The organism is Mucilaginibacter sp. P25, from assembly GCF_050859465.1.
GTDB classification, from domain to species: Bacteria; Bacteroidota; Bacteroidia; order Sphingobacteriales; family Sphingobacteriaceae; genus Mucilaginibacter; species Mucilaginibacter gossypii.
Map to the genome: position 1 here is coordinate 6,069,587 of NZ_CP193937.1, position 23,735 is coordinate 6,093,321.

Consider the following 23,735-nt stretch of genomic DNA (forward strand, 5'->3'; position numbering starts at 1 on the left):
GCGGTTAATATTATTTAACAGTAACAGAGTGGGTATAAGCAGCAGCATCAGCGCTAAAGTCAACTACGATATCGGCGTTGTGATTATCGGCTGCACCGGTAAACTTAAAGCAGAAATCATATTGCGAGTTGTTAACCGGCACCATGTACCAGAATGATTTGGCTGTATTGGCATCCGGACGACTGTTATCCGAATTTTTGCTGCCATAAAACTGGGTTGAAGTATTACCCGCAGCATCTTTAAAGGTAAAGCGGAACTTGTAACGCTCATCCCTACCCCATGATTCCTGGTGAAACACAATAGAAGCATTATCTATTTCCCATTTACCACCGGCTTTATAAGGCAGCGGGAACCATACTTTATTATCTGCCGCAAACCATAAACCAACCTCAGTTACTTCGGTTATAGTAGCCGATGCAGATGTAAAGTCAACTACGATACGCTCAACTTTAGTTGCGCCGGTTACGGTAGTGCTACCATCTTTCAGCAGCTTGATACCGTCAATAGAATAGGTAGCGGGCGTGCCTGTGTTACGCTCGGCGAAGTGATAAGTACCTGCTTTTAATGAAGTCCAGGCCTCAAATACACCAGCAGCAGTTTGTTTAAAATGCACAGCTTTGCCTAAGTCGTCGCCGCCTTCGGTAGCCGAACCTGTCAGGTACAGATCGGCAGGAATATCAGTAAAACCCGCGGCACGCTGCACTTCAATAATGCTTGATGCAGTCGCTTTAACCACATTAATACCTTTCGACGACATTACGGTCCATTTCAATTTACCTGTAGCCTGCGGTTGGATCCCCGCTAAATCGGCCACCTTATTCAGGTCTTTATAGGAGATGGTAAGTTTATTGTACAAACCATTAGCATCTGAAGGAACGGTGTAAATCGGCTTTGAAAAATCGCCGCCTTCTTTATCAAAGGCAACCTCGTACAAAACCAGGCCATTGTCTTCGGCATGAGCTTCGGCCCATTCAAAAGTGGCTGAACCGGTTACCGGCTCTAACTGGATGAATTTGTTATTTGCAGGAGCAAACAGGTTGGTTACTGCCGATACCTGTGTATGTTGTAAGGTTTTATCCTTTTTACAGCCTGTTACCATTAAAATGGCTATGATGCCTGCCATGAGGCAGTATGTAATATTTTTCATGATCGTAATTGATTATAATGTCTTTTTATAAATAATTAATGATTTACCAGCCCGGGTTTTGAGTTAGGTTAGGGTCAACAGCGCGCTCATCGCGAGGGATTGGCCACAGGTAGTTTTTACCTTTGTCAAAGGTGCGCAGGTTGGCCCTGATGTAGCCATTATCAACCGATGCCGGACCAAATTTGGCTCCGTGCGCCCAACCATTCAATACGGTTTCGGCGGTGTGCCAGCGGCGGATATCAAATACCCGCAGGCCTTCCATAGCCAGTTCTACACGGCGCTCGTTACGAACTATCTCTCTTAAATCAGCCTGGCTTCCAGCTGCAAAATTTAATGCAGGGGCATCGGTAAAGCCTGCACGACTGCGCAGCGCTTTGATAGTTTTATCCCAAACACCGGCATCCAGCTGACCAAGCTCATTTTTAGCTTCGGCATACATCAGCAACACATCGGCATAACGGATGAGAATCAGGTTTAAAGCGGATTGAAAATTTACGGCAGATGAAGGGTCGTAATATTTACGGGTATAATAAGCTGTTGGTGAACTTACCTTGCCCGGCGCATATTCATCAGGCTTGGTAGCACCCGGATCGTCGCCCGGTTTGGTATAAATAATTTGTACGCTGTTATCCGGCTTTTTCCATTTATAACCGTTGTACACAACCGTATTGGTAAGCCTTGGATCGCGGTTTACATAGGGATTATTTTCGTCATACCCTGAGCCTGGATCGGTGATCTTTTTACCATTTTCCATCAGGTAACTGTCAACCAGCTCCTGTGTTGGGGCAAGGGCATTTAAACGGGCTCCAACAGCAAGCGGAGCCATATCAAAAAAGTTACTGTATGTTTTTACATCCGGTACAAATTCTAGGTCGAGGATCACCTCGCTGTTGTACTCATTCTGCGGTAAAAACAAACCTTCGTACGATGGAAACAGGCTGTAAGTACCATTGCTGTTATCGTTCATCAGCTTTTCGCAGGTGGCTGCTACATCCTGCCAGCGGCTTTCATATAGCAGCACCCTTGCTTTTAAGGCTATGGCTGCACCTTTGGTGATCCGGCCCCTGTCGGCATCTTTATAGGCGGTATTTACCGGCAAATCAGTTGCTGCAGCGTCAAGCTCTTTCAATACAAAATCAACAACCTGCGCTTTTGGCGTGCGGGCGATGCTTTTTGATTCGTCAATGCTGATGTCGTGATCAAACAAAGGCACATCGCCCCACCAGGTTTCCAGCATAAAATAATGAAAAGCGCGGATAAACCTTGCTTCTGCTTTCATACGGGCTTTCAGCGTTGCATCCATAGCAGTTACCCTGTCTACATTCTCTAAAAAAATGTTGCAGGTTTTTATACCGCTGTAGTGGAACCCCCACTCCTGTTTGATTCGCCCTAACGACGGATCATATGTACCCGCGGCAAGCGAGGCAGCACCCTGGTTGTCACCGCGGCCATTGTATGCATTGTCCGACGCTCCTTCGTTATAAAAGAAATAGTCGTTGCTGAACATTTGCGAATAAGCGGTATTAAGCACCGCGCCGGCTTTTTCGGTAGTAGTCCAGAAATTGCTGTCGGTGAACTTATTGGTAGGCGCCAGATCGAGTTTTTTACAAGCCGATAAACTGGCCAGTAATACTAAAAAGGCGGTTTTATATGTCGAATATTTTTTCATGATGGATAGTGTTATAGGGTTACATCTAAACCAAAACCGTAGTAAATTGGCGTTGGGTATGACCGCGCACTGTTAGCGCCGCCAGCCCCCAGGTTACTGTTAAATTCGGTCGATTCTGGATCGATAAATTTCACGCCCGAAAACGTAAGCAGGTTTTGGCCCGATACATAAGCCCTCAGTTTTTGTAAACCCAGCAACTTGGCCCATGCATTTGGAAGTGTATAGCCCACCTGTACATTTTTTACGCGCAGGTACTTGCCATCAAACAAATACATATCTGATCCACGCCTGAAGTTGTTTTCGTTTGATTGGCTGCCGCTGGCCGCAAGGCGCGGAAAACGGGCATCAGGATTTTGAGGTGTCCAGAAATCAAGCTCGTGCTGATAGATAACCTGTGAGTAGTTTACGTGAAATGGCTCAACCTGCTCGCCCCTGATAAACATGCTGCGTTTACCTACGCCCTGTAAAAACAGGTTAAAGTCAAAGCCTTTATAGCTTACATTATATGTAAAACCGAAAGTTAAGCGAGGGAACGGGTTACCGAAAACAAACTTATCGTTATCGTCAATTACGCCGTCGCCGTTAACATCAACATAGCGGTTATCGCCGGGCGATACGGTTAAACCGGTTGGCTTAGGACCTGTTTGAATATCATGAAGGTTTTGGAAATAGCCGTCGCGTTTTAAGGCAACATATGAGCCTATCGGCAAGCCTACGCGGTTGATCACCTGCATCTCATCATAGCTTTTAGCTGATCGCCGCCCTCAAGGTAAAGCACCTTGTTTTTGCTATCAGCCACGTTGAAGCTAAAGGAGTGTTTAAAGTTTTGCGTAGTGAGATAATAGTTAACCGTTAGCTCCCAGCCATGGTTTTGTACTTTGCCCGCGTTATAACTTGGCAAACCAGCACCAAAGGTTCCCGGCACAATGGGTGGCAGCAGGATATCGCGGGTGGTTTTATTAAAGTAGTCGATAGCAACTGTCAAACTGTTTTTCAGGAAGCCTGCATCAACCCCAATATTCAGTGTTGCAGCACGTTCCCAACGCAGATCGGGGTTGGCAAAGGATATGGCTGTGCCACCCACGCCCGAGTTGTTAAAACCATAAGCATTTTGAAAAGGGCCATAAGTGCGCAGGTATTGATAATCGCTAACACTTTGATTACCCAAAATACCGTATGATGCACGCAGTTTCAAATCGCCGATGTTGTTACGATAGTTTTGCATGAAGCGCTCCTCGGTAAGGCGGTAGCCGCCCGATACCGAAGGGAAGAAAGCGCCGCGATTTTGCGGCGCAAATTTTGACGAAGCATCTACACGAAAATCAAACTCGCCATAATACTTATTTTGGTACGAATAACTTGCCCTGCCAAATAATGAGTTAAGACTTGTTTCGGTAGTTCCGTTATTGGATGCTGATGAAGTAGCGGGGTCAATGATAGTACCGGTGGTAGGTGTACCCAGTTCCGGGTCGGTATATTTAAGATGGATACTGTTTTGCTTTGCCGTGGTAGATTCGTTAGCCACGCCTACCAATACATCAACATTGTGTGATTTATTAAAAGTTTTGGCAAACTCGGCCAGTAACTGCGTATTGGTGAACAGGGTTTTGTTATTATCATCATTGGTGTTACGATCTGCCCCGTAAGTTCCGGATGGATAAAAATTCACCTGCTTAACACGCGTAAACTGGTGATCGGACAATAACCTGCCGCCAAAAACAGCTTTCAGTTTAAAATCTTTGGTAACAGAAAGTTCTGCATTTAAGTTACCTAACAGATTGTCATCGTCATGGGTACGGTAACCGCCCTGTTCCAGGATACCAAGCGGGTTAAACTCTGTGAGTACATCATTGGTAAGGTACCGGCCCTGATCGTCTTTAATTTTATAATAGGTGGGTGTACGGCCTGCATCCACTATCAGCGTGCCTGTGCTGTAGGAGTGTTCTCTGATTTCGGAGCGTGAATAAGCCAGGATACTTGTAAGCTTTAACTTACCGTAGTTACTGGTTAAGTTCATGCGGTAGTTATAACGCCTTAAACCATAATCAGGACCAACAAGGTTGCTGCGCTGGTCGGTTACGCCCGCCGACACCAGGAACGATGTTGTAGCATTGCCACCTGTTAAACTTAGGTTATGGCTTTGCTGCCATGAGTCTTTCAAAATGGCATCCAGGAACCATTGTTGATCGCCCTGTTGCTGAAAATCACGAATTTGCTGCGGACTATAAATAGGCTGCAAACCGGCATTAACCATAGCCTCATTGCGTAAAATGGCATTTTCATAACTGTGTACCGGTTTATAACCCACGTGCGGGGATTGGATACCTGCCTGTCCATTGTAATTTACGGTAGTGCGTGAATTATTCTTACCTTTTTTGGTAGTTACTAAAATAACCCCATTTGCCGAGCGTGAACCATAAATAGCCGCCGAACCGGCATCTTTTAGTACCGAAACACTTTCGATATCCTGTGGATTAAGGAGGTTGATATCACCACCGGTAATACCATCAATTACCACCAATGGGGTGTTATCATTAAGTGTGCTCACCCCCTGATATTCACATTGGCATAAGCTCCCGGCTCGGAGCTGGTTTGCTGGATGATAAGGTTGGGCGAAGTGCCCTGCAAAGCCTGTGTTAAGTTTATTGAAGGTTTTGATTCAATGGCTTTCGCGCTGATCTGATCTACCGCGCCTATAACATTAGTGCGCCGCTGGGTACCGTAACCTACCACCACTACCTCATTAAGCGAAGTACGCTCGGGGACCAGTTGCACATTCAACGTAGCCTGGTTGCCGATGGGCTGCTCTTTTGTTGCATAGCCTATAAAGTTAAACACCAGTACAGCGTCAGCATCGGGCGCATCAATGGTGTAATTACCGTTAATATCGGTTACGGTGCCAATGGTTGTACCTTTAACCCGTACGCTTGCGCCGGGTATAAATAAGTTATTTTCGTCGGTAACTTTACCTTTAACTTTGATGGGTTGCCTGGGGCCCTGCTCAATACCGCCGGTGCTGCTTTCTATCTCCGGCTTTTCATCAATAACTATAACATCGTCAATGATCTTATAGCTGAGGTTGAAGGGCGTTAAAACTTGATCAAGTACTTCCTTAATACTTTTGTCCTTGACCTTAAGGCTTATGACATAAGTTGGTTTAAGTACATTATCGGCGTAGGCAAATTTGATATGCTTTTGGTTCGAGATCTTATCCAGCGCATCGGTTAGCTTGGCATTTTTGAGCTTGAGCGTAACCGATACCTCCAGAAATTTTTGCCCGAAAGAGTTGTTTGCCACGGCCGTAAAGCACATGAGGCAAACCACAAAGCAGGCAAGCGAGGTAATTTTCATTAATATTAATACATGACGAGATTACTCCATTTGAAAATAGAGATATATTCATAGATTTGAGAAAATTAAAGTGTTTGAAATTCAAGTGCTTCGTTCTGAATTGGACCTCTAAACGCTGCACTTATTAATAATCCGGCATTTTAGTTTAACCCTGTCAAAATCCCTTTTGAGCAGGGTTTTTTAATGTATTTATGTTGTCATAGCTTGTATTTAGGTTAACTGATAATTGGTATATCTCTTTTATTAGTTGGTTTTATGTTAGCAGCCCTTGCCTTTTAGCTGATAAGCCGGGCCCTTTTGCACAGCTTTTCCCTTCACCAGTTTCGATATGATCTTCATGATATTTTCCAGTGAAACATTGGTAAAGTTGGCGGTGATAGAGCAACGCGCCAGGTTAACATCGGCCTTTACGGTTACATTGAAGTGACGGTTAATGGTGTTGAGCACTTCGGGCAGCGCCATATTTTTAAATACCAATTCACCGTCTTTCCAACTGCTTAGGGCGTTTACATCAACCTGAGCATTTTTTATCACGGATAGCTTATCCTTATCAAAAACAACCTCCTCGGCGGGGGTTAAAAATGTGGCTGTACTTTTTGTTGCACCGGCCGGAGTAACTACCCCAACTTTGCCGCTTAAAACGTCAACCTTAATAAAGCTTTCGTTAGCGTAGGCTTTGATATTAAAACTGGTGCCCAGCACCTGGGTGCGCACTTTTCCGGTATGTATAATAAAAGCTTTGGCAGGGTCATGTGCCACATCCAAAAAAGCTTCGCCTTCCAGCCTGATCTCTCGTTTTTCGCCCCGGAAGGTTTCGGGATAAGTAAGTTTACTGCCAGCATTTAACCATATTCTGGTACCATCGGCAAGGGTGAAATTTACAGTTTGCCCGTTAGCGGCAACCAATTGTTTGCTGGCAATAGGATCCAAACGATCAAGCAGGGCATAGCGGTATTGATAAGCTATTGTTACCGAAATACATAAGCCTGCAAGAAGCGAAGCCGCAACCATCCATTTTTTTAATTTTCCCGGATTTTTCTTTTCTGTATTCTCTAAAGCAGCATTGATTCTGCTGTACACGCCATCAGCATTAAATTCCACCTCATCACCTGCCTCGTTTTGTACGCTGCGGAGATCGAGCTCGTCGAAATATTTATTTACAAGCTCTTCCTGCAAATGCCTGTCATTTGCACCGGATTGTTTTTTTCTGAAAGGGAATTTTGCCATGGTTTATAACTGCAGGATGCAATAAACCGGGGTACCCCCAAAGCAATTGAAAATATTTTTTGGGGTCTATTTGCCAAACATGTGCAGCAATACCAGCGCCACTACCGACGGCAGGTAGTCAGTTAAGCCAGTGCGCAGATACCTCAAAGCAATAGTGATCTGGTTTTCGACGGTTTTAATGGAGATGTTTAGCCGGGTGGCTATCTCTTTATTGCTGAGATATTCTTTACGGCTCAGGGTAAAGATCTGCCGGCATTTTTCGGGGAGTTGAGCTACGCCATCTTCCAGTAAATGAGCAATATCATCCTGGAACAATTTACTATCGGCCGAATACTTTTCAACCAGTGTCTCAATCACGGCGAGATCTACCGATGCTTTTTTTGTGCGGAGATAAAATAACACGCGGTGCCTGATGGCTACTTTGAGATAAGCTTCAAGCGAAGTGATATTTAGCTGATTGCGCTTTGTCCACAGATCAATAAATAGTTCCTGCACCAGGTCTTCACAAACATCCTTATCCCTGAAAAGATTATAAGCCGCGTAAAACAACTTCGACGAATATTTATGGTATAGAATTTCAAATGCCTTACGGTCATCAAGCCTTAACTGCTCCAATAACCGGGCATCGGGCCACATTTGATATTCCTTATCGTGAAGCATAGCGGCGGTAAAACGGTTTACTGATTGGTAGGGCATATTTACAAGAAAATTTTTAAATAAAAAAACTTTTAAATATTCCACCCATTAAACAGGTTACCTCATCAGCTAATAAAACATAATGAAATAGTGGCTGACACCCTGGTTTTAATTAATTGAATAGTTGCCTTTCTCTTGCCCCACCGCTTCCCAATATCTAACTTTGTATTATGCCAGTCACCCAAAACATAAAGGTTGCCGTTGATGCCGTAGTATTCGGATATACCTCCAAAGAGGGATTGTCCGTATTGCTCATTAAACGCAATATCGAGCCTTTTAAAAACAGCTGGGCATTACCGGGCGGCCTGGTAGCTGACCACGAATCGTTAGAGGAAGCTATTCAGCGTGAGCTAAGAGAGGAAACCGGTGTAAACATCACTTACCTGGAGCAACTGTACAGCTTTGGCCAGCCGGGGCGCGACCCGCGTAACAGGGTGATCTCCATAACTTATTATGGCCTTGTACGGCCCGACGCCTTTGTTGTTAAAGCCGCTACCGACGCCAGCGATGTAAACTGGTTCAATATCAAAAAGCTTCCCGCCCTGGCGTTCGATCATACCACCATCATCAGCGTAGCGCGCGAACGCCTTAAAAGCAAAATGCTTTATCAGCCCGTAGGTTTCGAGCTGCTTGAAGAAAAGTTCCCCTTTTCTGAACTCGAAAAGCTCTACCTCGCCGTGCTCGACCGCCCTATCGACCGCCGTAACTTTAAAAAGAAGATCACCAAATACGGCTTCCTCGAAGAAACTACCGAAAAACAGGCCCTCGAAGGCGCCGGCAGACCGGGTAACCTTTTCCGCTTTAACGAGGAAAAGTATTTTCAGTTGAAGAAAGAGGGAATTAGTTTCGAGATATAAGCCGAGCCCCTCTAAATCTCCCCCGGTTGGGGAGACTTTTAACTTTTCCATCGTCCCGAATTTATTTCGGGATCCAACATGCTAAGTCACCACTATGCTTGCGCCTCGGCTTATGGCGTGTTGAAATAAGTTCAACATGCCCACATCCGTCGTCCCGAATTTATTTCGGGATCTCACAGGCTTAGTCTCCGCTATGCTTACGCCTCGGCTTGTGGGGTGCTGAAACAAGTTCAACATGCCCACATCCGTCGTCCCGAATTTATTTCGGGATCTCACATGCTAAGTCTCCGCTATGTTTGCGCCTCGGCTTATGGCGTGTTGAAATAAGTTCAACATGCCCACACCCGTCGTCCCGAATTTATTTCGGGATCTCACATGCTATGTCTCCGCTATGTTTGCGCCTCGGCTTATGGCGTGCTGAAATAACTTCAGCGTGACCAGTTTATTTTAACACCATTACAAGTTTATCCCCAAAAAAATTAAAAAATAATTTGCGTATTAAAAACACATATTTATATTTGTGTATAATTAACGCAAATTAGAAATGAAAACAGGAGTAATAATAGCACGCTTTCAAACGCCGTACCTGCATGAGGGTCACCGGGAATTGATAGGACAAGTTAAGCAAAACCATGCCAAACTGATTATATTACTGGGCGTTAGCCCCATAAAAGGCAGTCGCAAAAATCCTTACGACTATTACACGCGTGAAAAGATGATCAAAAAAGATTATCCTGAAATTGTGGTGCTCCCCATCAGCGATAACCCGAGCGATAAAGTTTGGTCGGATAAACTGGACAACCTGCTGAAAAGTGTTTTCAATGCCGAGCAGTTTTGTCTGTACGGCAGCCGCGACAGCTTCATTCCCTACTACAGCGGTAAGTTTGAAACCATCGAACTGCCCGAACACGGTGATTATAACGCAACCGAGCTACGCAAGCAATACGCCGATAAGGTTTTCGACTCAAACGATTTCCGTGCGGGGATTCTATACGCTTACTATAACCAATATCCAAAGGTGTACCCTACGGTGGATGTAGCCCTCTTCAGAAATAACCGCAGTGAGATCCTCTTAGGCAAAAAAGTCATCAATAATAAATGGCGCTTTGTGGGTGGTTTCTCCGACCCAGAAGATGCCTGTTACGAAGATGCTGCCAAACGCGAGCTTGCCGAGGAATGCGGCGAAATGCAAACCACCGCCATGCAGTACGAAACATCGGCCAAAATAAACGACTGGCGCTACCGCAGCGAGGTTGATAAGATCATTACCCTGCTGTTTAGCTGTGATTTTATTGGTGGCGAACCAAAGGCCCAGGATGATATTGCCGACCTGGCCTGGTTTAAACTAACAGACCTGCCTTTAATGATAAAAGATGGCTCTGTAAGCGAAGAACACATTGAATTGTTTAATTTCATCACCGGCAAATACCTTAAAAATTAAAGCCATGAAAAAGGAAAATCTGATCCTCTTAGCCGACGCATATAAATACGCCCACCATAAATTTTACTACCTTGGCACCACCAATATTTACAGTTACCTGGAAAGCCGCGGGGGCATGTTCAACGAAACCGTTTTTTTCGGTCTGCAATATTTTTTGAAAGAATACCTGCAGGGACCAGCCTTTAACCAGGTTGACCTGGATGAGGCCGACGAGTTTTTGAAACAGGTATTTGGCCGCGATGATGTGTTTGATTGCAGCAAGTTTCAGTACATATTAGATAAATACAACGGTTATTTGCCGGTACGCATCAAAGCAGTGGCCGAAGGTACCAGCGTGCCCACCGGCAACGTACTCATGACCATCGAAAACACCGACCCCGAATGTTACTGGCTCACCAACTTCCTCGAAACCCTGCTGATGCAGGTTTGGTACCCTTGCACCGTGGCTACGCTTAGCCACGAGGTTAAAAAGTAGTTACCCAATACTACGAGGAAACCGCCACACCAGAAGCTTTCGGCGGGATTGGTTTTGTGCTGAATGACTTCGGTTTCCGCGGGGTGAGTAGTGTAGAAAGTGCCAAAATTGGTGGTGCGGCTCACCTGCTCAGCTTTGCAGGCAGCGATAACCTTGCCGGCTCTGGTATGGCTATAAAATACTACCATGCCGAAAAGGTATACGGACTAAGCATTCCGGCTACGGAGCACAGCATTTGCACCCTGCTTGGGCAGGAAGGCGAACTGGAAGTATTTAAACATGTGCTTCGCAGCTTCCCTACCGGCGTTATTGCCTGTGTGAGCGATAGTTTCAATATTTTCCGCGCCTGCAGCGAATACTGGGGCGAGGATTTGAAAGAAGAAATCCTTAAACGCGATGGCACCCTGGTAATCCGCCCGGATAGCGGCGATCCGGTGATGACCTTACTGGAAATTTTCAAGATCCTGTTTGATAAATTCGGTTTTACTACCAATGCCAAAGGGTATAAAGTACTGCCTCCGCAGGTTAGGGTGATCCAGGGCGATGGGGTTAATTATACCGAGATCGGCGTGATTTACAAAGCCCTGAAAGAAAACGGCATCAGCGCCGAAAACCTGGTGCTGGGCATGGGCGGGGCGCTACTACAAAAGGTAGACCGTGATACCCAAAAGTTTGCCCTGAAATGTAGCAGCGCAGTGATCAACGGTAAGGAAGTAGCTGTTGAGAAAAGTCCTGCGGAAATGGATGCCAACGGTAACATCACCACAAGTTTCAAAAAGAGCAAAGGCGGTAGACTTAAACTGGTAAAAACTACCGAAGGCTATAAAACCTTTCACCACGATGAACAACCCGAACTGGCCGACCAGCTGCAAACCGTTTTTGAGAACGGCCATATCATTAAAGATTTTACTTTTGAGCAGGTGATTAACACCTTACAGAACCAATAATGAAAAAATTACTTTTTGCCATAACCGGATATGAATACCTTGCCGAAAAAGTACTGGCCCTTGGCCATTGCGAACGCGGCGAAATTGAAGTAAGCCACTTTACCGATGGCGAGCGCTATCAGCGTATCCTATCCAACGTGGAAGGCAGAGAGGTGCTGCTGATCGGCGGTACCGTGAGCGATAGCGCCACGCTTGAACTGTACGACCTTGCTTCGTCGCTGGTAAGTTATGGTGCCGATTCGCTTACGCTGGTGATCCCCTACTTTGGTTACAGCACCATGGAACGCGCCGTTAAACCCGGCGAAATTGTAACTGCCAAAACCCGCGCGCGCCTGCTTTCGGCCATACCAAAATCAAACCGGGGCAACAAAGTGATGCTGTTCGATCTGCATAGCGAGGGCATCCAGTACTACTTTGAGCAGGACCTGTACCCCGTACACGTATACTGCAAAGATATTGTGATTGAAGCGGCCACCCGATACGGCGGCGATAACTTTGTAATGGCCAGCACGGATGCAGGTCGTGCCAAATGGGTTGAGTCATTAGCTAACGACATTGGCGTAAATGCCGCTTTCATCCTGAAACGCCGCCTCAAAGGCGACCATACCGAAGTAAGCGCCATCAACGCCGACGTAGCCGGCAAAACGGTTATTATCTATGACGACATGATCCGCTCGGGCGGCAGCATCGTAAACGCCGCGATGACTTACAAAAATGCCGGTGCCGGGGATATTTATGTGATCACCACACATGGTTTATTTGTGAACGATGGCATTGGAAAGTTAAAAGCCTGTGGGGCTATTAAGAAACTCATTTGTACCGATACGCATGTGAACTGTAAGGATTTGGAAGGAGATGATTTTGTTGAAGTGAGGACTGTGGCGGGGTTGATTTGTGGGTGAAGCGCTAAGAGATTTTTTAAAAGAATTTGTTATTCAAAGAAACTAAGCAATATCAAAGCAAAAAGAGAATTCCAAAAAGAGATCAAATTATGCAAGATATAAAGGACCGTTTTCTTTGGCAAAGCAAGATTAACTATATAAAGGAATCACTCCTAAAATGAGTTAAGCTTTCAGCTTAACTTTATGACAGTTATATCGTTTATTACTATTTAGGCCATGCAAGCAAAATGCTTGAACAGTTTTAGGTTCAAGTCACGCTACCGCTTCGACCAGAATATATATTCCAGTTTCAGAGAACTGCCCTTGTTGTTCAAACATACAATAAGTAACAGCATTCGTAATTCAAGATTTCGTCTAAGATCTCTTGTAGTACGCTTATATTAACTTTATTCCCAAAAGCCAAACATACCACTCAATCCAAATAAAAAACGATCTTTATTATAATAAAAAATAAAAACTGTTGGCTCAATACTTACAGGCGGTTCGTTATCAAAACCTCCTTGATATGCGTTTAAGAATTTGAAGGCTTTCGTAGCTTTTAATCTCGAAAAGAAGTATCCCGGGTCTTCACTTCGGCCATAAACTAAAACAGGGTGCTTTTTATATTCAAAGAAGCCGTAGTATTTGTCTTTCTTTAAAAGTAAACTATAAAGATCATCTTCTGCCAATGTTGTAAGTCTTACCTGATAGACACCTACTCCGACACTGGATGTAGAATCCTTATTCTTTTGAATTCTTAGCAGAATTGTATTTTTTTCCTTGAATTAAAATAGCCAAATACAGAATCTATAATTTTTTTTCAAAATTTTTACGTGGGCACAATAAATGGATTTTCTTCGTCTGCCCCATTAAAATGATGCTCCAAAAAACAAAAAATAATAACAATGGAGCAGCAATAATTTTGCTTTTATTGATAATCATAATAAACAAGTTTAGGTCCCAATATTAATAGTTATATATTAATACTTTTTTTGTGTTGTAGTTAAAATATTGACGTTGTAACATCGCATACCGTCCGCGTATTGTTATTCATTGGAAAGTATTGATTTGATATAATGAACTAATGCTCTATCTCTTCGCTGGAGCACGCGTGCCGCGTGTTTCTTTCAACTGATCATGAATGTCTAATTAGGTGAAGTTACAAATTTGTCAAATATCTTTTCAAAACAAAACGGACAAGGTACACGCGACACGCGTGCACCAGTACTAAAACACTCAACACCGCAATCATATATACCGTATCTTTCAAGAATTAACCATAGCTTTAAAAACAGAAATCATCAACAAAACCATGCCCACAAGAGAGCATAACCGATGACGCTTATCTATCTCATAAAAAATACCGCTAAATGAACCGGGAGTTAATAGAAAAATACGAGATTAATTTTACCAATAAGGTTATGGACATGGGCAAATGGGGTAAAAAGATTAGTAAGATACCACATACCAATAGTATAGCCAGCAGCTTTTTATATGGTTGGGGGGCGGATGACCTGACTGAAGAAGTAATCCCACAGATAGAAAAAGTACTCAGCGGTGAACTTGCCGAATATGAATCTGGTTCCGATCTTGTAGAAATTACGGTTTACAAAACCATTACGATATTTTATATAGATGATGTTGGGAGGAATTATCCGGAAATTCCTACTACAGAATTAAAAGAACTTGTAGAAGCATGGCGGGACTTTCTGTTACAGCCACCATTTGACGGAGATGTCGTATTATAATGCGCTTTGCAGTGCTGAAGCTACCCCCTCTGGTCGAAGTTTAGCGATAGCGTAACTTCGTCCTAAAGTGAGTTAAGCTTTCAGCTCAACTTTTGACGGTGGTAATTACTTTACTGCCAGTCAGACTACGCAAGCAAAATGCTTGCATAGTTTTAAGTCTAAGTTAAGTTGAATTTTACCATGCTTAAGACCTTAGCTTTCGATATAAGCTATCGCAAGGCTTAAATAACCTACATCAACAACGCTTTCCAGGCATCCATTACCCGGCCGTTATCTAACAATTGTTTGGCTTTTAAATGCAGGTGCAGGGTGTGGGTGTCACTGGTGTCAGCATCAACCAGTTCTTTCATTTCATCGGTTTTGCTGAAAGCCTTCGCTGGTGCACGCGTGCCGCGTGTTCCTCTCAACTGGTCACAAATCTAATTAGGTGAAGTTGCAAATTCGTCAAAAATCCTTTCAAAGCAAACGGACAAGGTACAAGCGACACGCGTGCACCAGCAATTGGAGGTATAGTGCTTTTTATCCTTTCTTTTTTCAACATTATAAATGTCCATCCTCCACAGGCGTTCTCGATTACAGCCCATATTTAAGTAAAAAAATGATCGGCAAGTAGTACACTATCGAATTCTATTGAGGGGATGTAATCATGTCCCCAACAAGTCGAAGTTTAGCAGTTGTATAACTCCAACCAAGGCAAAGAAAACATTGTTAGTTTACCACTTCTTAAACGGCAGAAACTTGCCCTCCATAATCACCTTAACGCGGTCGCCGGCAGGGTTTTCAACCTTGCTGATATCCATGGTAAAATCAATGGCGCTCATGATTCCGTCGCCAAACTGTTCGTTGATGATAGCTTTAAGGGTTGTGCCGTAAACCAACAGCAATTCATAAAAACGGTATTGGGTAGGGTCTTTAGGCGGCATTTCATCTAAGGAACCTCTATCGGGGATCTCCTGCAGGGAGGTTACAAGTTCTGCATCCAGATCAAGCAGTTCGCCGATCTTTTCGGCTTCGTGTTTTTCCATTACAGCCTGCCCGTGCAACGCAAGGGTTGTCCAAACTAAGCTTCTGCTGATGGCATTGGCCAATTCCTGGTATTTAACCTGCTTGTTTTTGATCTGACTGATGATGATTTGAGTTGCGGTTGTCCTGTTCATTTTGCGCTTCTTTTTTAAATACAAAATTAACAGGCAACCTACTATGAACCATGGCGCTTTTCGGACAAGTAATGGTATTAATCAACGATTTTGATAGTTTGTAATGCTATTCCAAATTGGCGCGAATATGCAGCGCAGGGCAAAAGGGTAGCGTACTCGTGACTTTTTAATATAAGTTTTACTGAATCGCTTTTAAACAACTTATCAGAAGCTACAAATTACTTTAATACCCGGAATATATTTAAAGCCGGCATGCTGTGCATATACCCGTTGATTTATAACTTGGGGAGTTGCCCTGAATGATAGATTATTATCAACTGAATAAGAATGCAGGAACTTCGCATCAATGTATGCATCAATTGCCTGGATGCCCCAAACTGCCAGAAAACCCATTATACTCAAATCCCTGTTTCTTCTTGAATTCTCCCGTACATCGCTCAATCGGGCATCAGAAACCTGATAATCCCTGAAAAGAACATATCGGTCGTAATAGGGGGCGCCGGGGCTTGGCGGATCACCCTGACGATATCGCGATATAGTGAGATATTCATTGTATTGATGTTGGTTATATATTATTGCCGAGGCCAGGAGTCCCAGGCCACCATAAATCAACGGCACTTTCCACCATCTGCGGTTATAGACCTGTCCATAACCTGGAATCATAAAAGAACGCATAACTGCCTTGTGCGGGATATGGGAACTATCCGGATGATATATTCTCTCTCGTGACTGATAAATTTTGGGTGCAAAAGAAGCAGATCGGGATCGAACAGGCGAATGTTTTTTTGATGTATCGGTTATGCCGGTTTCTATCCTATCTAAGGTTTGAGCGCTGATGATAGATGATAAAAAGCTCATCAAGAAAAGAATTAGCAAAAATTTCAGCATGGATGATTTGTGACTTGAAGTAAGGTTCAGATTTGTAACTAAGCTTATTAACGATTTAATTATAACTTATGATATTATTTTTATTATTTTTATTATTTCTTTTAAAATGATAAAAAGCACCTGAAACATGGCTGTCGCAGTGGTTGGTTAAACTCCCCTTGGCTGGTGCTCATGTGTAGCACGTTCTCAACACTAACTATCTTATAGTTCATGGTGTTTACACGCACAATTTCTACCTTTATAAATACCATGCTAATCCACAAAGAAGTCAAAGATCGCGAACTCTACGTATACATGAACGGCAAACTCATCTACAAAAGATGGCTTGATACAGGGGCATCAAAAGTATTTGATGTTATGGCTTATGATAAATATACTCTTGCGAGTATCAGGGAAATAAAGCAGGAAGAACACCAACTAATTTCTGTTAAAGCTTTAATAAAGCTAAAAGCAACCAAAGATGGCGGAAGACGAACAGGGATATTAAGCGGATACCGGCCCAATCACGTTTTTGAATATAACAAAGATGGCAACAGGTTTGAAACATACATCGGGGATATTAGGTGGGATGATGGGTTTACAATTGAGCCCGGTGAAGAAAAAGCAGTAACTGTAAGATTCTTTTTAGGTTGGAAAATAGAGCACTACTTAAATATAGGCAGAAAATGGTGGATACACGAAGGGCCAAGATGCGTTGGAGAAGCGGAATTGATTGAATTTTTATAAAATTAATCATAGCATACGCTGCCTTTAATTGGTGCACAGGTGCCGCCCCCCAGCTCTTGCGGCAGCGGGGGATTTTATAGGCTAATCCCCCGTTACCTCGAAATATTAAAACTACCGCTTATCTCCACCACCTCACCGGGCGCCCCTACCGAAAAATTGAGATTAGTTTTAGTTTTAAACGTTCCCTCAATTAAGGTGTCGCTCGTTTTATATTTTGTGATCTGGGTAGTACCACGTTCGTAAAGCCCCCACGTCATGGTGTAATTATTTGAAGGTATAGAAAAGCCGCAGGTATACAAATCAACTTTCCCCCCTTTAAAGCCAAGATAAGTCAGAAGAAAGCCCTGTGTTCTGTCGGCACTGTGCGCAGAGATCATGGTTGTCGGGCTACCATTCCAGGGTTCAAAAGTCTCGCTCATCGACAGGCTATCTTTAGGCGTTTCAAACGTATAGGTTTTTCCATTTACATTTATTGTTACCTTACCAGCTTGCGGTACAGTACACAATGAAGCCAAATAGGCATTTTTAATGCCGGCCCTTATCGGGTTATTGCTGTTTTGATGAATAATTTTGTTTTGCTCATCATAAACAACCAATTTACCATTGTAACCATTGAACTGGCACAGAAGGAAGGTAAACTTAAAATAGCCATTGTTATCAAGATTACTCAGCATCTTTTTGCCGTTAAAAGTAAACTCGGCCCTGCCCTTCACGCCGTTAAATCCGCAATCTTCTATTTTACCCTCAAAGGTGGTTATGTATAGCGCCAAATTAACAACCAGTGGTTGCTCCAATTTTTTATCGACCGCAATTGGCGGGATTAAAAAGGCGTTCAACATATCATAACATGGCGATGCTACGGCTGTACGTATTTGTGTATTGGCCGGCACGTAAATTAATGCAACGCCTTTCGAGTTAATTCTTACGCCCGAAAAACTATTAACGGCGTAATTATCTATACCGCAACCAAGCCTAAAAAAGCTGGCCGGGTTTGAATTGCCATCCGTTACATAAGCCCTGAGCAAAGCTTGCGGATAAGCTGTGCCCCATTGCAAATAGGATAGGCTTGTTGTGCTACCGGTAAAATATTGTCCGTTCAAGGTAGCGTCGCCGGCTTCTTTCCAGATATCATCGGCTTCGTCGTAACTCCATATCTTTATTGGGTTGCTTTTGTTAATGTAAACATATCGCCAGTCAATTTTATAGGTATAATTAACCGGCTTTACCAGTTTAAGCAGTTGCCCCGTGTTGCCATAAACCTGCACATTCATCCCGCCCCAATGGTCTAACACAACTTTCTGATTCGTTGCCGTTAAAGCCCTGGTATCCCCCGGCAATTTATCCGCATATTCGCTAATGATATTGGGAGGCATTTTTACGGTCACGTTTCCATTATAGGCACTTCCGTCTTGGTTAACAAAGCTATTAGGCTGAAAAACCAGCGTAGCGTAGGTAGTGGTAATGGTACCGCCGCTTGCCGATCCGAAACTTCCGACGGTTTGTTCCAAAACTAAAAGGTAAGAGAGGTTTTCTATCGTACTATTCTCTTCCAGGGTAAAGGTTTTACTGAATTTGAAATACCCTTTTTTAGATATCGAAAGTTTTACCTTATCAGCGTTACTTACTTTGCCGGTATACTCAAACAAGCCGGAAGCTGAAGTTGTGATTTTATGTCCATCTATAGTAACATCCACTCCTTCGGCCGCGGAGCCATCAGGGTTTTTTATATCACCTGATAGTCCAATTTCTGCCGCTCCCGGACCGGGTGTAAGTGCTGGTATTATTTCTTTTGCGTTTTCTCCTTTTCTACATCCATAAAAAAATAAAACAGCAAAACACAGTATGATAAGGCGGTTTAGTTTCATGCTCAAAAATAGCTAATATCCACCTTACTATAAAAGCCAATTACTATTATGCTGTCAATTCCCGTTGCCGTAAGTACTCACTACCGCTTACGGTAGCATTGACTTTTATAAGCTAATCACCTACAGGCACAAGCGTAACCTACATCAGCAACACTTTCCATGCATCCGTTACACGGCCGTTATCTAACAATTGTTTGGCTTTTAAATGCAGGTGCAGGGTGTGAGTGTCACTGGTGGCAGCATCAACCAGTTCTTTCATTTCATCGGTTTTGCTAAAAGCGTTTACCTCCTCATGTGATGGCAGCGCTTCAACAAGCCCCAATATCCCAAGATCATTCCCGGTTAATACTTTGGAATATTTAACCTCTTTTGGAAAAGCATCTACACCGATACCTATTCCGGCGCTGCCTGTTGGTTTGGAAATTTTAAATAAATTATCACCGGTTACCCTGCAATACCAATCGCCACCTAAACGGGCCACCAGATCTATTTTATGCGGGTCTATTTTATCATTAGCATCCAAAATAGCTTCGCTGATATGGATCCGTTTCACCTCAGCAATAACCAAATTACCCGCGCCCCCGTTTTTTCCTAACGATATCACATCATTCACTGCACATTCCAATTGAACGGTCGACTCCGCCACCCTCGGTGGTTTTACCGTATCCGAAGCCAGTTCAGTAAAGCCCGCTTTCGCAAATTCGTTTACCCCTTTTTTGTAATCCATACTGGTTAAATAGGTCTGTTGCACCATATCATAGTTCACAATATTGATCACACATTCAGGCACTTCCAAAACATTTTCGAGCGTGTGTTTAGTGGTATTATCCCGCGCCCTGCTTGTGGGCGAAAAAACACATATTGGCGGGTTGATACTAAAAACATTAAAAAAACTAAACGGACTTAAGTTAACCCCGCCGCTTTTGTTGATAGTGGATACAAAACATATTGGCCGGGGAGCAATGGCATAGTGCAGATAAACCTGCATTTCGGCCGGTGTCAGTGATGTTGCATCAATAGTTCTTAACTTCATTCAAGTTTTATTTAAAGCTTAATCGGACTAACAGCTATTTTCTTTGATCCGGTACCTGCCATTTACGAGGAGCCGGGCGCTCCGGTTTACTTAACACCGGCCTGGCCATCCGGCGAACGCCTCCATCTGAAATAAGCATCCAATACTTTCAGCGACGCAAGGTCCGGAACAGGGCCGGTATGCGCCGTTTGGGAAAAGTACATTACTGCCGGACGGGCGGGGCTGTAGGCCGGCCATTCGGGCTTTCCGTCACCATTGGGGTCGCCATACTTTGCAAAGTTTGTCCAGTAAGTACTCATTGCATCCGAAATATCAAGGTCTGCTTTAGCCTGCGCACCTGATACATTAAGCAGGCCGAACACATAAGCCACTTCCTGTGCATGCGGCGATCCATAACCTGCCTGCGAGGAACCTGCCGGATACTCGGGGTGTTGATCAAAATAATAATAAAAAACCTTGGATTTGCCCCTTTTTGCCTGTAATGTAGCCCAGCTCCAGGTATGCCAGCCAAACGCTGCATCACGTGTTAAGTCGCGCGCGGTTTTGGCTACCGTACCGGTGCCGGGCGGATAAGCCTTAATAAGTTCATCGGCGAATTTTCCATAACGGTTTTTTACTGCGGCGATATAGTCATCCGTAGTTTTAGGCGGCGAAAAACTGGCCCCTTCATCAGAGTTATAACCAACCAGTATTGGTATGTCGTTATACTTACCGGATTCGTAGAGCTTATATTGATCATCGGGAATCACCCAGCCATCAACAATGGGCCATGCAAGCCCGCGTACGGCGGGGAGCTTATCAGCATCAACTTTTCGCAAACTGTCAATTGAGGGATACCCGGCACCTTTAGCATATGCTTCGCCGGCAGCTTCGGCATCATGCAGCTTTTTCATATTTTCGCCCGGAAATGTTGTGGTACGCGTTGGGCCAAATGAGCCCCCGCTTTCGGAAATGGCCCCGCGAAACAGTCCTTTAGCCAGTGGGCTTGCACATAACATACTAACCGCGATGCCTCCTGCCGACTCGCCAAAAATAGTTACCTTGCCAGGATCGCCTCCAAAGGCTGCAATATTTTGTTTAATCCATTTAAGTGCTGCTATCATATCAAGAAGGCCGTAGTTACCGGATACTCGTTTGGGGCTTTCGGCGCTCAATTCAGGATGCGCCAAAAATCCAAGCTGGCCCACGCGATAGGCGATACTTACCAGCACCACATTTTTTCGCCAGATTGGCACCGTTATAAGCCCATTCGGCAGTGCCGCCGGCATTGAAAGCACCGCCGTAAATCCATACAAGGACCGGAATTTTGCTATCGGGTGATTTAGCAGGTGTCCAAACGTTCAGGTACAAGCAATCTTCACTTTTTCCCGACACAGGGTTGCCCCCTTGCATAGGTTCCGGGGCAAATTTGTCGGCCAGGCGCACACCATCCCATTTTGCGGCGGGTTGCGGAGGGCACCAGCGCAATTTACCAACCGGAGGAGCGGCAAATGGAATACTTTTATAAACTGTGAGGCTATTTTCAAAAGTACCCTGCAGCATCCCTTCATTTACCTTAACGGGAGCCGGTTGTGCATTGGCAGTCAGCATAGTAAATACTGAAGCAAGCATATAAATTAAACGTCTCATAAAATTGCGATTGGTTGGCTCAAAACTACCATTAAACTGCTAAATCTCAATTGTGCGAACAAGTATTTTACCATGCTGGTACGCGTTTCGCGGGTATGTTTAAACTAATATCAGATAAAGCACATGCGGCATATGTGCAGCGGCAATAAAAGTACTCAGGCCTCAGGGCCGACGAAGCGAAGCTTCGTCATATACACAGAAAAGCGCAAAGCTAATCTTCCCGGCTTTAAGCAATGGTGGCAGTACTTTGTCACCATCAAGATTCTCGTCAACCGGTCTTATCAAAAAACATAAAAAGAAGCACAAAAATACACTCAAAATCAGCCACCGTTGGATTAAGGGTGAAACACCTAACAAATACCCAAAAAAGTTTTAAATACTGATTATCAATAATTTAACTGTGTTCCACACAAAAACACAAACCTCTGATTATCAACGAATAACATTTTTATCCCGTTCCGTTATTTTTCACTTAAAAAATGGAACACATGGATTTTCAAAAAAAGGAGCACCGGGCTTTTTTCATTTTTTTTCGGGAATCAAAAAATTGGGACACCTCATTTGTTACAATGCTCCCGGCCATAAAGGCGCTTGCTCATTATTTGAGAAACGAAAAAGGGGCAGCAACCTGCACCAGGCGCTGCCCCTTTTTTGTATAAGCAAACCATTTAATACAGACGATTAATCTGCCCGGCTCTGCCCGCTCCCGAATATCATCCTTAGTGCCTGATCACGTGTTAAAAAGGCTACAGCCCAGTTATACAAAGTTTTAATTTTATTATTATAATTCACCAACGACATTAAGTGGATAAATAGCCATACAAATAAAGCCGCAATACCACTAAGGTGTACCTTGTGCTTAAACAGGTCGACCACGGCATTATGCCGGCCAACAATGGCCATATCTCCCCTATCGAAATACTTAAATGGTTTTATGGCTTTGCCTTTTGCCATGGCTATAAAGTTCTTGGCAGTATTGCGTCCCATTTGTATGGCAACCTGTGCCAGTTGCGGGTGCCCTTTGGGATAAACCGGATCGGTTATTTGCACGCTGATATCGCCTATGGCATATACATCTTCAAGGTCTTTAACCCGGTTATATTCATCAGTGATCATGCGGCGGCCTATGCCTAAACTACTCGCAGGGATCCCCTCAAAAGTATTGGCAATGATACCGGCAGCCCAAATCAGGGTTTTGGCTTCAAGTGTTTCACCATCGGCAAAGGTTATCACACCATTATTAAAATCGTTTACATGGGCATTTAATTTAACTTCAACACCCAACTCAATCAGCGCCTGGCGGGTTTCCTTGTGGGTTTTATCACTCATGGGGGCAAGCAAATCAGGGCCGCCATCAACTATGTAAATTTTACCTTTGGCATTCATTAGCTCGGGGTAATCCTTTTTCAGGATATAGTTTTTCATCTCGGCAAGCATACCAGCTACTTCAACACCAGTTGGACCGCCCCCGGCAACTACTATGGTTAAAAGCTTTTGACGCTCTATTGGATCGGTAGTAATGGCTGCCTTTTCCATTGTTTTAATAAGGCTGTTACGCATTCGGAGCGCGTCGTTAATTTCTTTAAGGGAGATGGCATTTTGTTTGATACTCTCAATCCCGTAAAAATTTATACTTGCACCGGCCGCGAAAACGAGGTAATCATAAGATAGCTCGCCATTACTCAAATAAAGAATCTTTGCCGCAGGATCAACCTTAACCACGGCTGCCATACGGAAACTCAATCTTTTATCCCTGAAAAGCTTACGGAAGGGATAGCTGATACTTGATGGTTCAAGGAAACTGGTTGCTACCTGGTAAAGCAGCGGTGTAAAATAATTGTAGTTATTTTTATCAACCAGGGTAACATCATAATAATTGTTTTTATATAGCTGCTGTGCAATGTTAAGCCCGGCAAAACCGCCGCCAACAATTACTATCTTTTTTTGCCGCTTTGGGGTGTTATACTTGTCATGATACTTAATATTTTATAGGCAGGT

At 43.9% G+C, this 23,735-nt stretch carries 21 protein-coding genes and 1 pseudogene; 7 read left to right on the forward strand and 15 right to left on the reverse strand.

The window, feature by feature from the left end:
* Positions 1-10: 10 nt before the first annotated feature.
* From ACRQ5D_RS30630 to ACRQ5D_RS30660, 7 genes are all read right to left on the reverse strand, one after another.
* On the reverse strand, positions 11-1,147 hold the full coding sequence (locus ACRQ5D_RS30630) for a SusE domain-containing protein (protein ID WP_091162083.1): 1,137 nt from the start codon (positions 1,145-1,147) through the stop codon (positions 11-13).
* A gap of 43 nt (positions 1,148-1,190) precedes the next feature.
* The gene (locus ACRQ5D_RS30635) at positions 1,191-2,816 is read right to left on the reverse strand and encodes a RagB/SusD family nutrient uptake outer membrane protein (RefSeq protein ID WP_091162082.1); all 1,626 of its coding nucleotides are present in this window, start codon (positions 2,814-2,816) and stop codon (positions 1,191-1,193) included.
* Positions 2,817-2,827: 11 nt separating this feature from the next.
* On the reverse strand, positions 2,828-3,550 hold the full coding sequence (locus tag ACRQ5D_RS30640) for a hypothetical protein (protein WP_432327628.1): 723 nt from the start codon (positions 3,548-3,550) through the stop codon (positions 2,828-2,830).
* Positions 3,541-5,364 (reverse strand): SusC/RagA family TonB-linked outer membrane protein, encoded by a 1,824-nt coding sequence (locus tag ACRQ5D_RS30645; RefSeq protein ID WP_432327630.1) that lies wholly within the window; start codon positions 5,362-5,364, stop codon positions 3,541-3,543. The genes ACRQ5D_RS30640 and ACRQ5D_RS30645 overlap by 10 nt, the downstream gene beginning before the upstream one ends.
* Positions 5,361-6,167, reverse strand: a complete 807-nt coding sequence (locus ACRQ5D_RS30650; RefSeq protein ID WP_432327632.1) for a carboxypeptidase-like regulatory domain-containing protein — start codon at positions 6,165-6,167, stop codon at positions 5,361-5,363. The genes ACRQ5D_RS30645 and ACRQ5D_RS30650 overlap by 4 nt, the downstream gene beginning before the upstream one ends.
* Positions 6,168-6,425: 258 nt before the next feature.
* Positions 6,426-7,394 (reverse strand): FecR family protein, encoded by a 969-nt coding sequence (locus ACRQ5D_RS30655; protein WP_091162078.1) that lies wholly within the window; start codon positions 7,392-7,394, stop codon positions 6,426-6,428.
* 66 nt (positions 7,395-7,460) lie between these two features.
* Positions 7,461-8,090, reverse strand: a complete 630-nt coding sequence (locus tag ACRQ5D_RS30660) for an RNA polymerase sigma-70 factor (protein WP_143020659.1) — start codon at positions 8,088-8,090, stop codon at positions 7,461-7,463.
* A 170-nt stretch (positions 8,091-8,260) separates the two neighbouring features.
* Here ACRQ5D_RS30660 and ACRQ5D_RS30665 point away from each other — a divergent pair, with 170 nt between their 5' ends.
* The 5 genes from ACRQ5D_RS30665 to ACRQ5D_RS30685 all read left to right on the forward strand — a co-directional run bounded on the left by ACRQ5D_RS30665 (position 8,261) and on the right by ACRQ5D_RS30685 (position 12,712).
* Complete coding sequence (locus tag ACRQ5D_RS30665; RefSeq protein ID WP_091162075.1) at positions 8,261-8,947, forward strand: NUDIX hydrolase; 687 nt, start codon at positions 8,261-8,263, stop codon at positions 8,945-8,947.
* A 544-nt stretch (positions 8,948-9,491) separates the two neighbouring features.
* Positions 9,492-10,388: an NUDIX domain-containing protein gene (locus tag ACRQ5D_RS30670; RefSeq protein WP_091162074.1), complete on the forward strand. Its 897-nt coding sequence runs from the start codon at positions 9,492-9,494 to the stop codon at positions 10,386-10,388.
* Between the two features lie 4 nt (positions 10,389-10,392).
* Positions 10,393-10,863 (forward strand): nicotinamide phosphoribosyltransferase domain-containing protein, encoded by a 471-nt coding sequence (locus tag ACRQ5D_RS30675; protein ID WP_432327636.1) that lies wholly within the window; start codon positions 10,393-10,395, stop codon positions 10,861-10,863.
* Between the two features lie 56 nt (positions 10,864-10,919).
* Positions 10,920-11,810 carry a hypothetical protein gene (locus ACRQ5D_RS30680; protein WP_432327638.1) on the forward strand — a complete coding sequence of 297 codons (891 nt, stop codon included), beginning with the start codon at positions 10,920-10,922 and terminating at the stop codon, positions 11,808-11,810.
* Positions 11,810-12,712 carry a ribose-phosphate diphosphokinase gene (locus ACRQ5D_RS30685; RefSeq protein WP_091162072.1) on the forward strand — a complete coding sequence of 301 codons (903 nt, stop codon included), beginning with the start codon at positions 11,810-11,812 and terminating at the stop codon, positions 12,710-12,712. Before ACRQ5D_RS30680 ends, ACRQ5D_RS30685 begins: the two co-directional genes overlap by 1 nt.
* Positions 12,713-13,098: 386 nt before the next feature.
* Here the strand turns inward: ACRQ5D_RS30685 and ACRQ5D_RS30690 are convergent, their stop codons facing one another.
* Positions 13,099-13,380, reverse strand: a complete 282-nt coding sequence (locus ACRQ5D_RS30690) for a hypothetical protein (RefSeq protein WP_432327640.1) — start codon at positions 13,378-13,380, stop codon at positions 13,099-13,101.
* Positions 13,381-14,061: 681 nt separating this feature from the next.
* Here ACRQ5D_RS30690 and ACRQ5D_RS30695 point away from each other — a divergent pair.
* Complete coding sequence (locus ACRQ5D_RS30695; protein WP_091162069.1) at positions 14,062-14,439, forward strand: hypothetical protein; 378 nt, start codon at positions 14,062-14,064, stop codon at positions 14,437-14,439.
* A gap of 230 nt (positions 14,440-14,669) precedes the next feature.
* Here the strand turns inward: ACRQ5D_RS30695 and ACRQ5D_RS30700 are convergent, their stop codons facing one another.
* The 3 genes from ACRQ5D_RS30700 to ACRQ5D_RS30710 all read right to left on the reverse strand — a co-directional run bounded on the left by ACRQ5D_RS30700 (position 14,670) and on the right by ACRQ5D_RS30710 (position 16,484).
* On the reverse strand, positions 14,670-14,846 hold the full coding sequence (locus ACRQ5D_RS30700) for a hypothetical protein (protein ID WP_432327642.1): 177 nt from the start codon (positions 14,844-14,846) through the stop codon (positions 14,670-14,672).
* Positions 14,847-15,152: 306 nt separating this feature from the next.
* Positions 15,153-15,596 carry a cyanase gene (gene cynS, locus ACRQ5D_RS30705; RefSeq protein ID WP_091163451.1) on the reverse strand — a complete coding sequence of 148 codons (444 nt, stop codon included), beginning with the start codon at positions 15,594-15,596 and terminating at the stop codon, positions 15,153-15,155.
* A 204-nt stretch (positions 15,597-15,800) separates the two neighbouring features.
* The gene (locus ACRQ5D_RS30710; RefSeq protein WP_432327644.1) at positions 15,801-16,484 is read right to left on the reverse strand and encodes a DUF5683 domain-containing protein; all 684 of its coding nucleotides are present in this window, start codon (positions 16,482-16,484) and stop codon (positions 15,801-15,803) included.
* A gap of 294 nt (positions 16,485-16,778) precedes the next feature.
* Between ACRQ5D_RS30710 and ACRQ5D_RS30715 the strand changes: the two genes are divergently transcribed.
* Entirely contained in the window at positions 16,779-17,210 is a 432-nt protein-coding gene (locus ACRQ5D_RS30715) for a hypothetical protein (protein ID WP_432327646.1), read from the forward strand.
* Positions 17,211-17,302: 92 nt separating this feature from the next.
* On the opposite strand, the gene ACRQ5D_RS30720 is transcribed toward ACRQ5D_RS30715, so the two are convergent.
* From ACRQ5D_RS30720 to ACRQ5D_RS30735, 4 genes and pseudogenes are all read right to left on the reverse strand, one after another.
* Complete coding sequence (locus tag ACRQ5D_RS30720) at positions 17,303-19,075, reverse strand: hypothetical protein (RefSeq protein ID WP_091163443.1); 1,773 nt, start codon at positions 19,073-19,075, stop codon at positions 17,303-17,305.
* Positions 19,076-19,214: 139 nt separating this feature from the next.
* Positions 19,215-20,108: a flavin reductase family protein gene (locus ACRQ5D_RS30725; RefSeq protein WP_091163440.1), complete on the reverse strand. Its 894-nt coding sequence runs from the start codon at positions 20,106-20,108 to the stop codon at positions 19,215-19,217.
* An 86-nt stretch (positions 20,109-20,194) separates the two neighbouring features.
* Positions 20,195-21,737, reverse strand: a pseudogene (locus ACRQ5D_RS30730) (carboxylesterase/lipase family protein).
* Between the two features lie 681 nt (positions 21,738-22,418).
* Entirely contained in the window at positions 22,419-23,720 is a 1,302-nt protein-coding gene (locus ACRQ5D_RS30735; RefSeq protein WP_432329913.1) for an NAD(P)/FAD-dependent oxidoreductase, read from the reverse strand.
* Positions 23,721-23,735: the final 15 nt, after the last annotated feature.

Bases quoted from the DNA above. Each gene is read 5' to 3' on its own strand.
- ACRQ5D_RS30630 (WP_091162083.1), bottom strand. From the start codon at position 1,147: ATGAAAAATATTACATACTGCCTCATGGCAGGCATCATAGCCATTTTA.
- ACRQ5D_RS30635 (WP_091162082.1), bottom strand. From the start codon at position 2,816: ATGAAAAAATATTCGACATATAAAACCGCCTTTTTAGTATTACTGGCC.
- ACRQ5D_RS30640 (WP_432327628.1), bottom strand. From the start codon at position 3,550: ATGCAGGTGATCAACCGCGTAGGCTTGCCGATAGGCTCATATGTTGCC.
- ACRQ5D_RS30650 (WP_432327632.1), bottom strand. From the start codon at position 6,167: ATGAAAATTACCTCGCTTGCCTGCTTTGTGGTTTGCCTCATGTGCTTT.
- ACRQ5D_RS30655 (WP_091162078.1), bottom strand. From the start codon at position 7,394: ATGGCAAAATTCCCTTTCAGAAAAAAACAATCCGGTGCAAATGACAGG.
- ACRQ5D_RS30660 (WP_143020659.1), bottom strand. From the start codon at position 8,090: ATGCCCTACCAATCAGTAAACCGTTTTACCGCCGCTATGCTTCACGAT.
- ACRQ5D_RS30665 (WP_091162075.1), top strand. From the start codon at position 8,261: ATGCCAGTCACCCAAAACATAAAGGTTGCCGTTGATGCCGTAGTATTC.
- ACRQ5D_RS30670 (WP_091162074.1), top strand. From the start codon at position 9,492: ATGAAAACAGGAGTAATAATAGCACGCTTTCAAACGCCGTACCTGCAT.
- ACRQ5D_RS30675 (WP_432327636.1), top strand. From the start codon at position 10,393: ATGAAAAAGGAAAATCTGATCCTCTTAGCCGACGCATATAAATACGCC.
- ACRQ5D_RS30685 (WP_091162072.1), top strand. From the start codon at position 11,810: ATGAAAAAATTACTTTTTGCCATAACCGGATATGAATACCTTGCCGAA.
- ACRQ5D_RS30695 (WP_091162069.1), top strand. From the start codon at position 14,062: ATGAACCGGGAGTTAATAGAAAAATACGAGATTAATTTTACCAATAAG.
- cynS (WP_091163451.1), bottom strand. From the start codon at position 15,596: ATGAACAGGACAACCGCAACTCAAATCATCATCAGTCAGATCAAAAAC.
- ACRQ5D_RS30710 (WP_432327644.1), bottom strand. From the start codon at position 16,484: ATGCTGAAATTTTTGCTAATTCTTTTCTTGATGAGCTTTTTATCATCT.
- ACRQ5D_RS30715 (WP_432327646.1), top strand. From the start codon at position 16,779: ATGAACGGCAAACTCATCTACAAAAGATGGCTTGATACAGGGGCATCA.
- ACRQ5D_RS30720 (WP_091163443.1), bottom strand. From the start codon at position 19,075: ATGAAACTAAACCGCCTTATCATACTGTGTTTTGCTGTTTTATTTTTT.
- ACRQ5D_RS30725 (WP_091163440.1), bottom strand. From the start codon at position 20,108: ATGAAGTTAAGAACTATTGATGCAACATCACTGACACCGGCCGAAATG.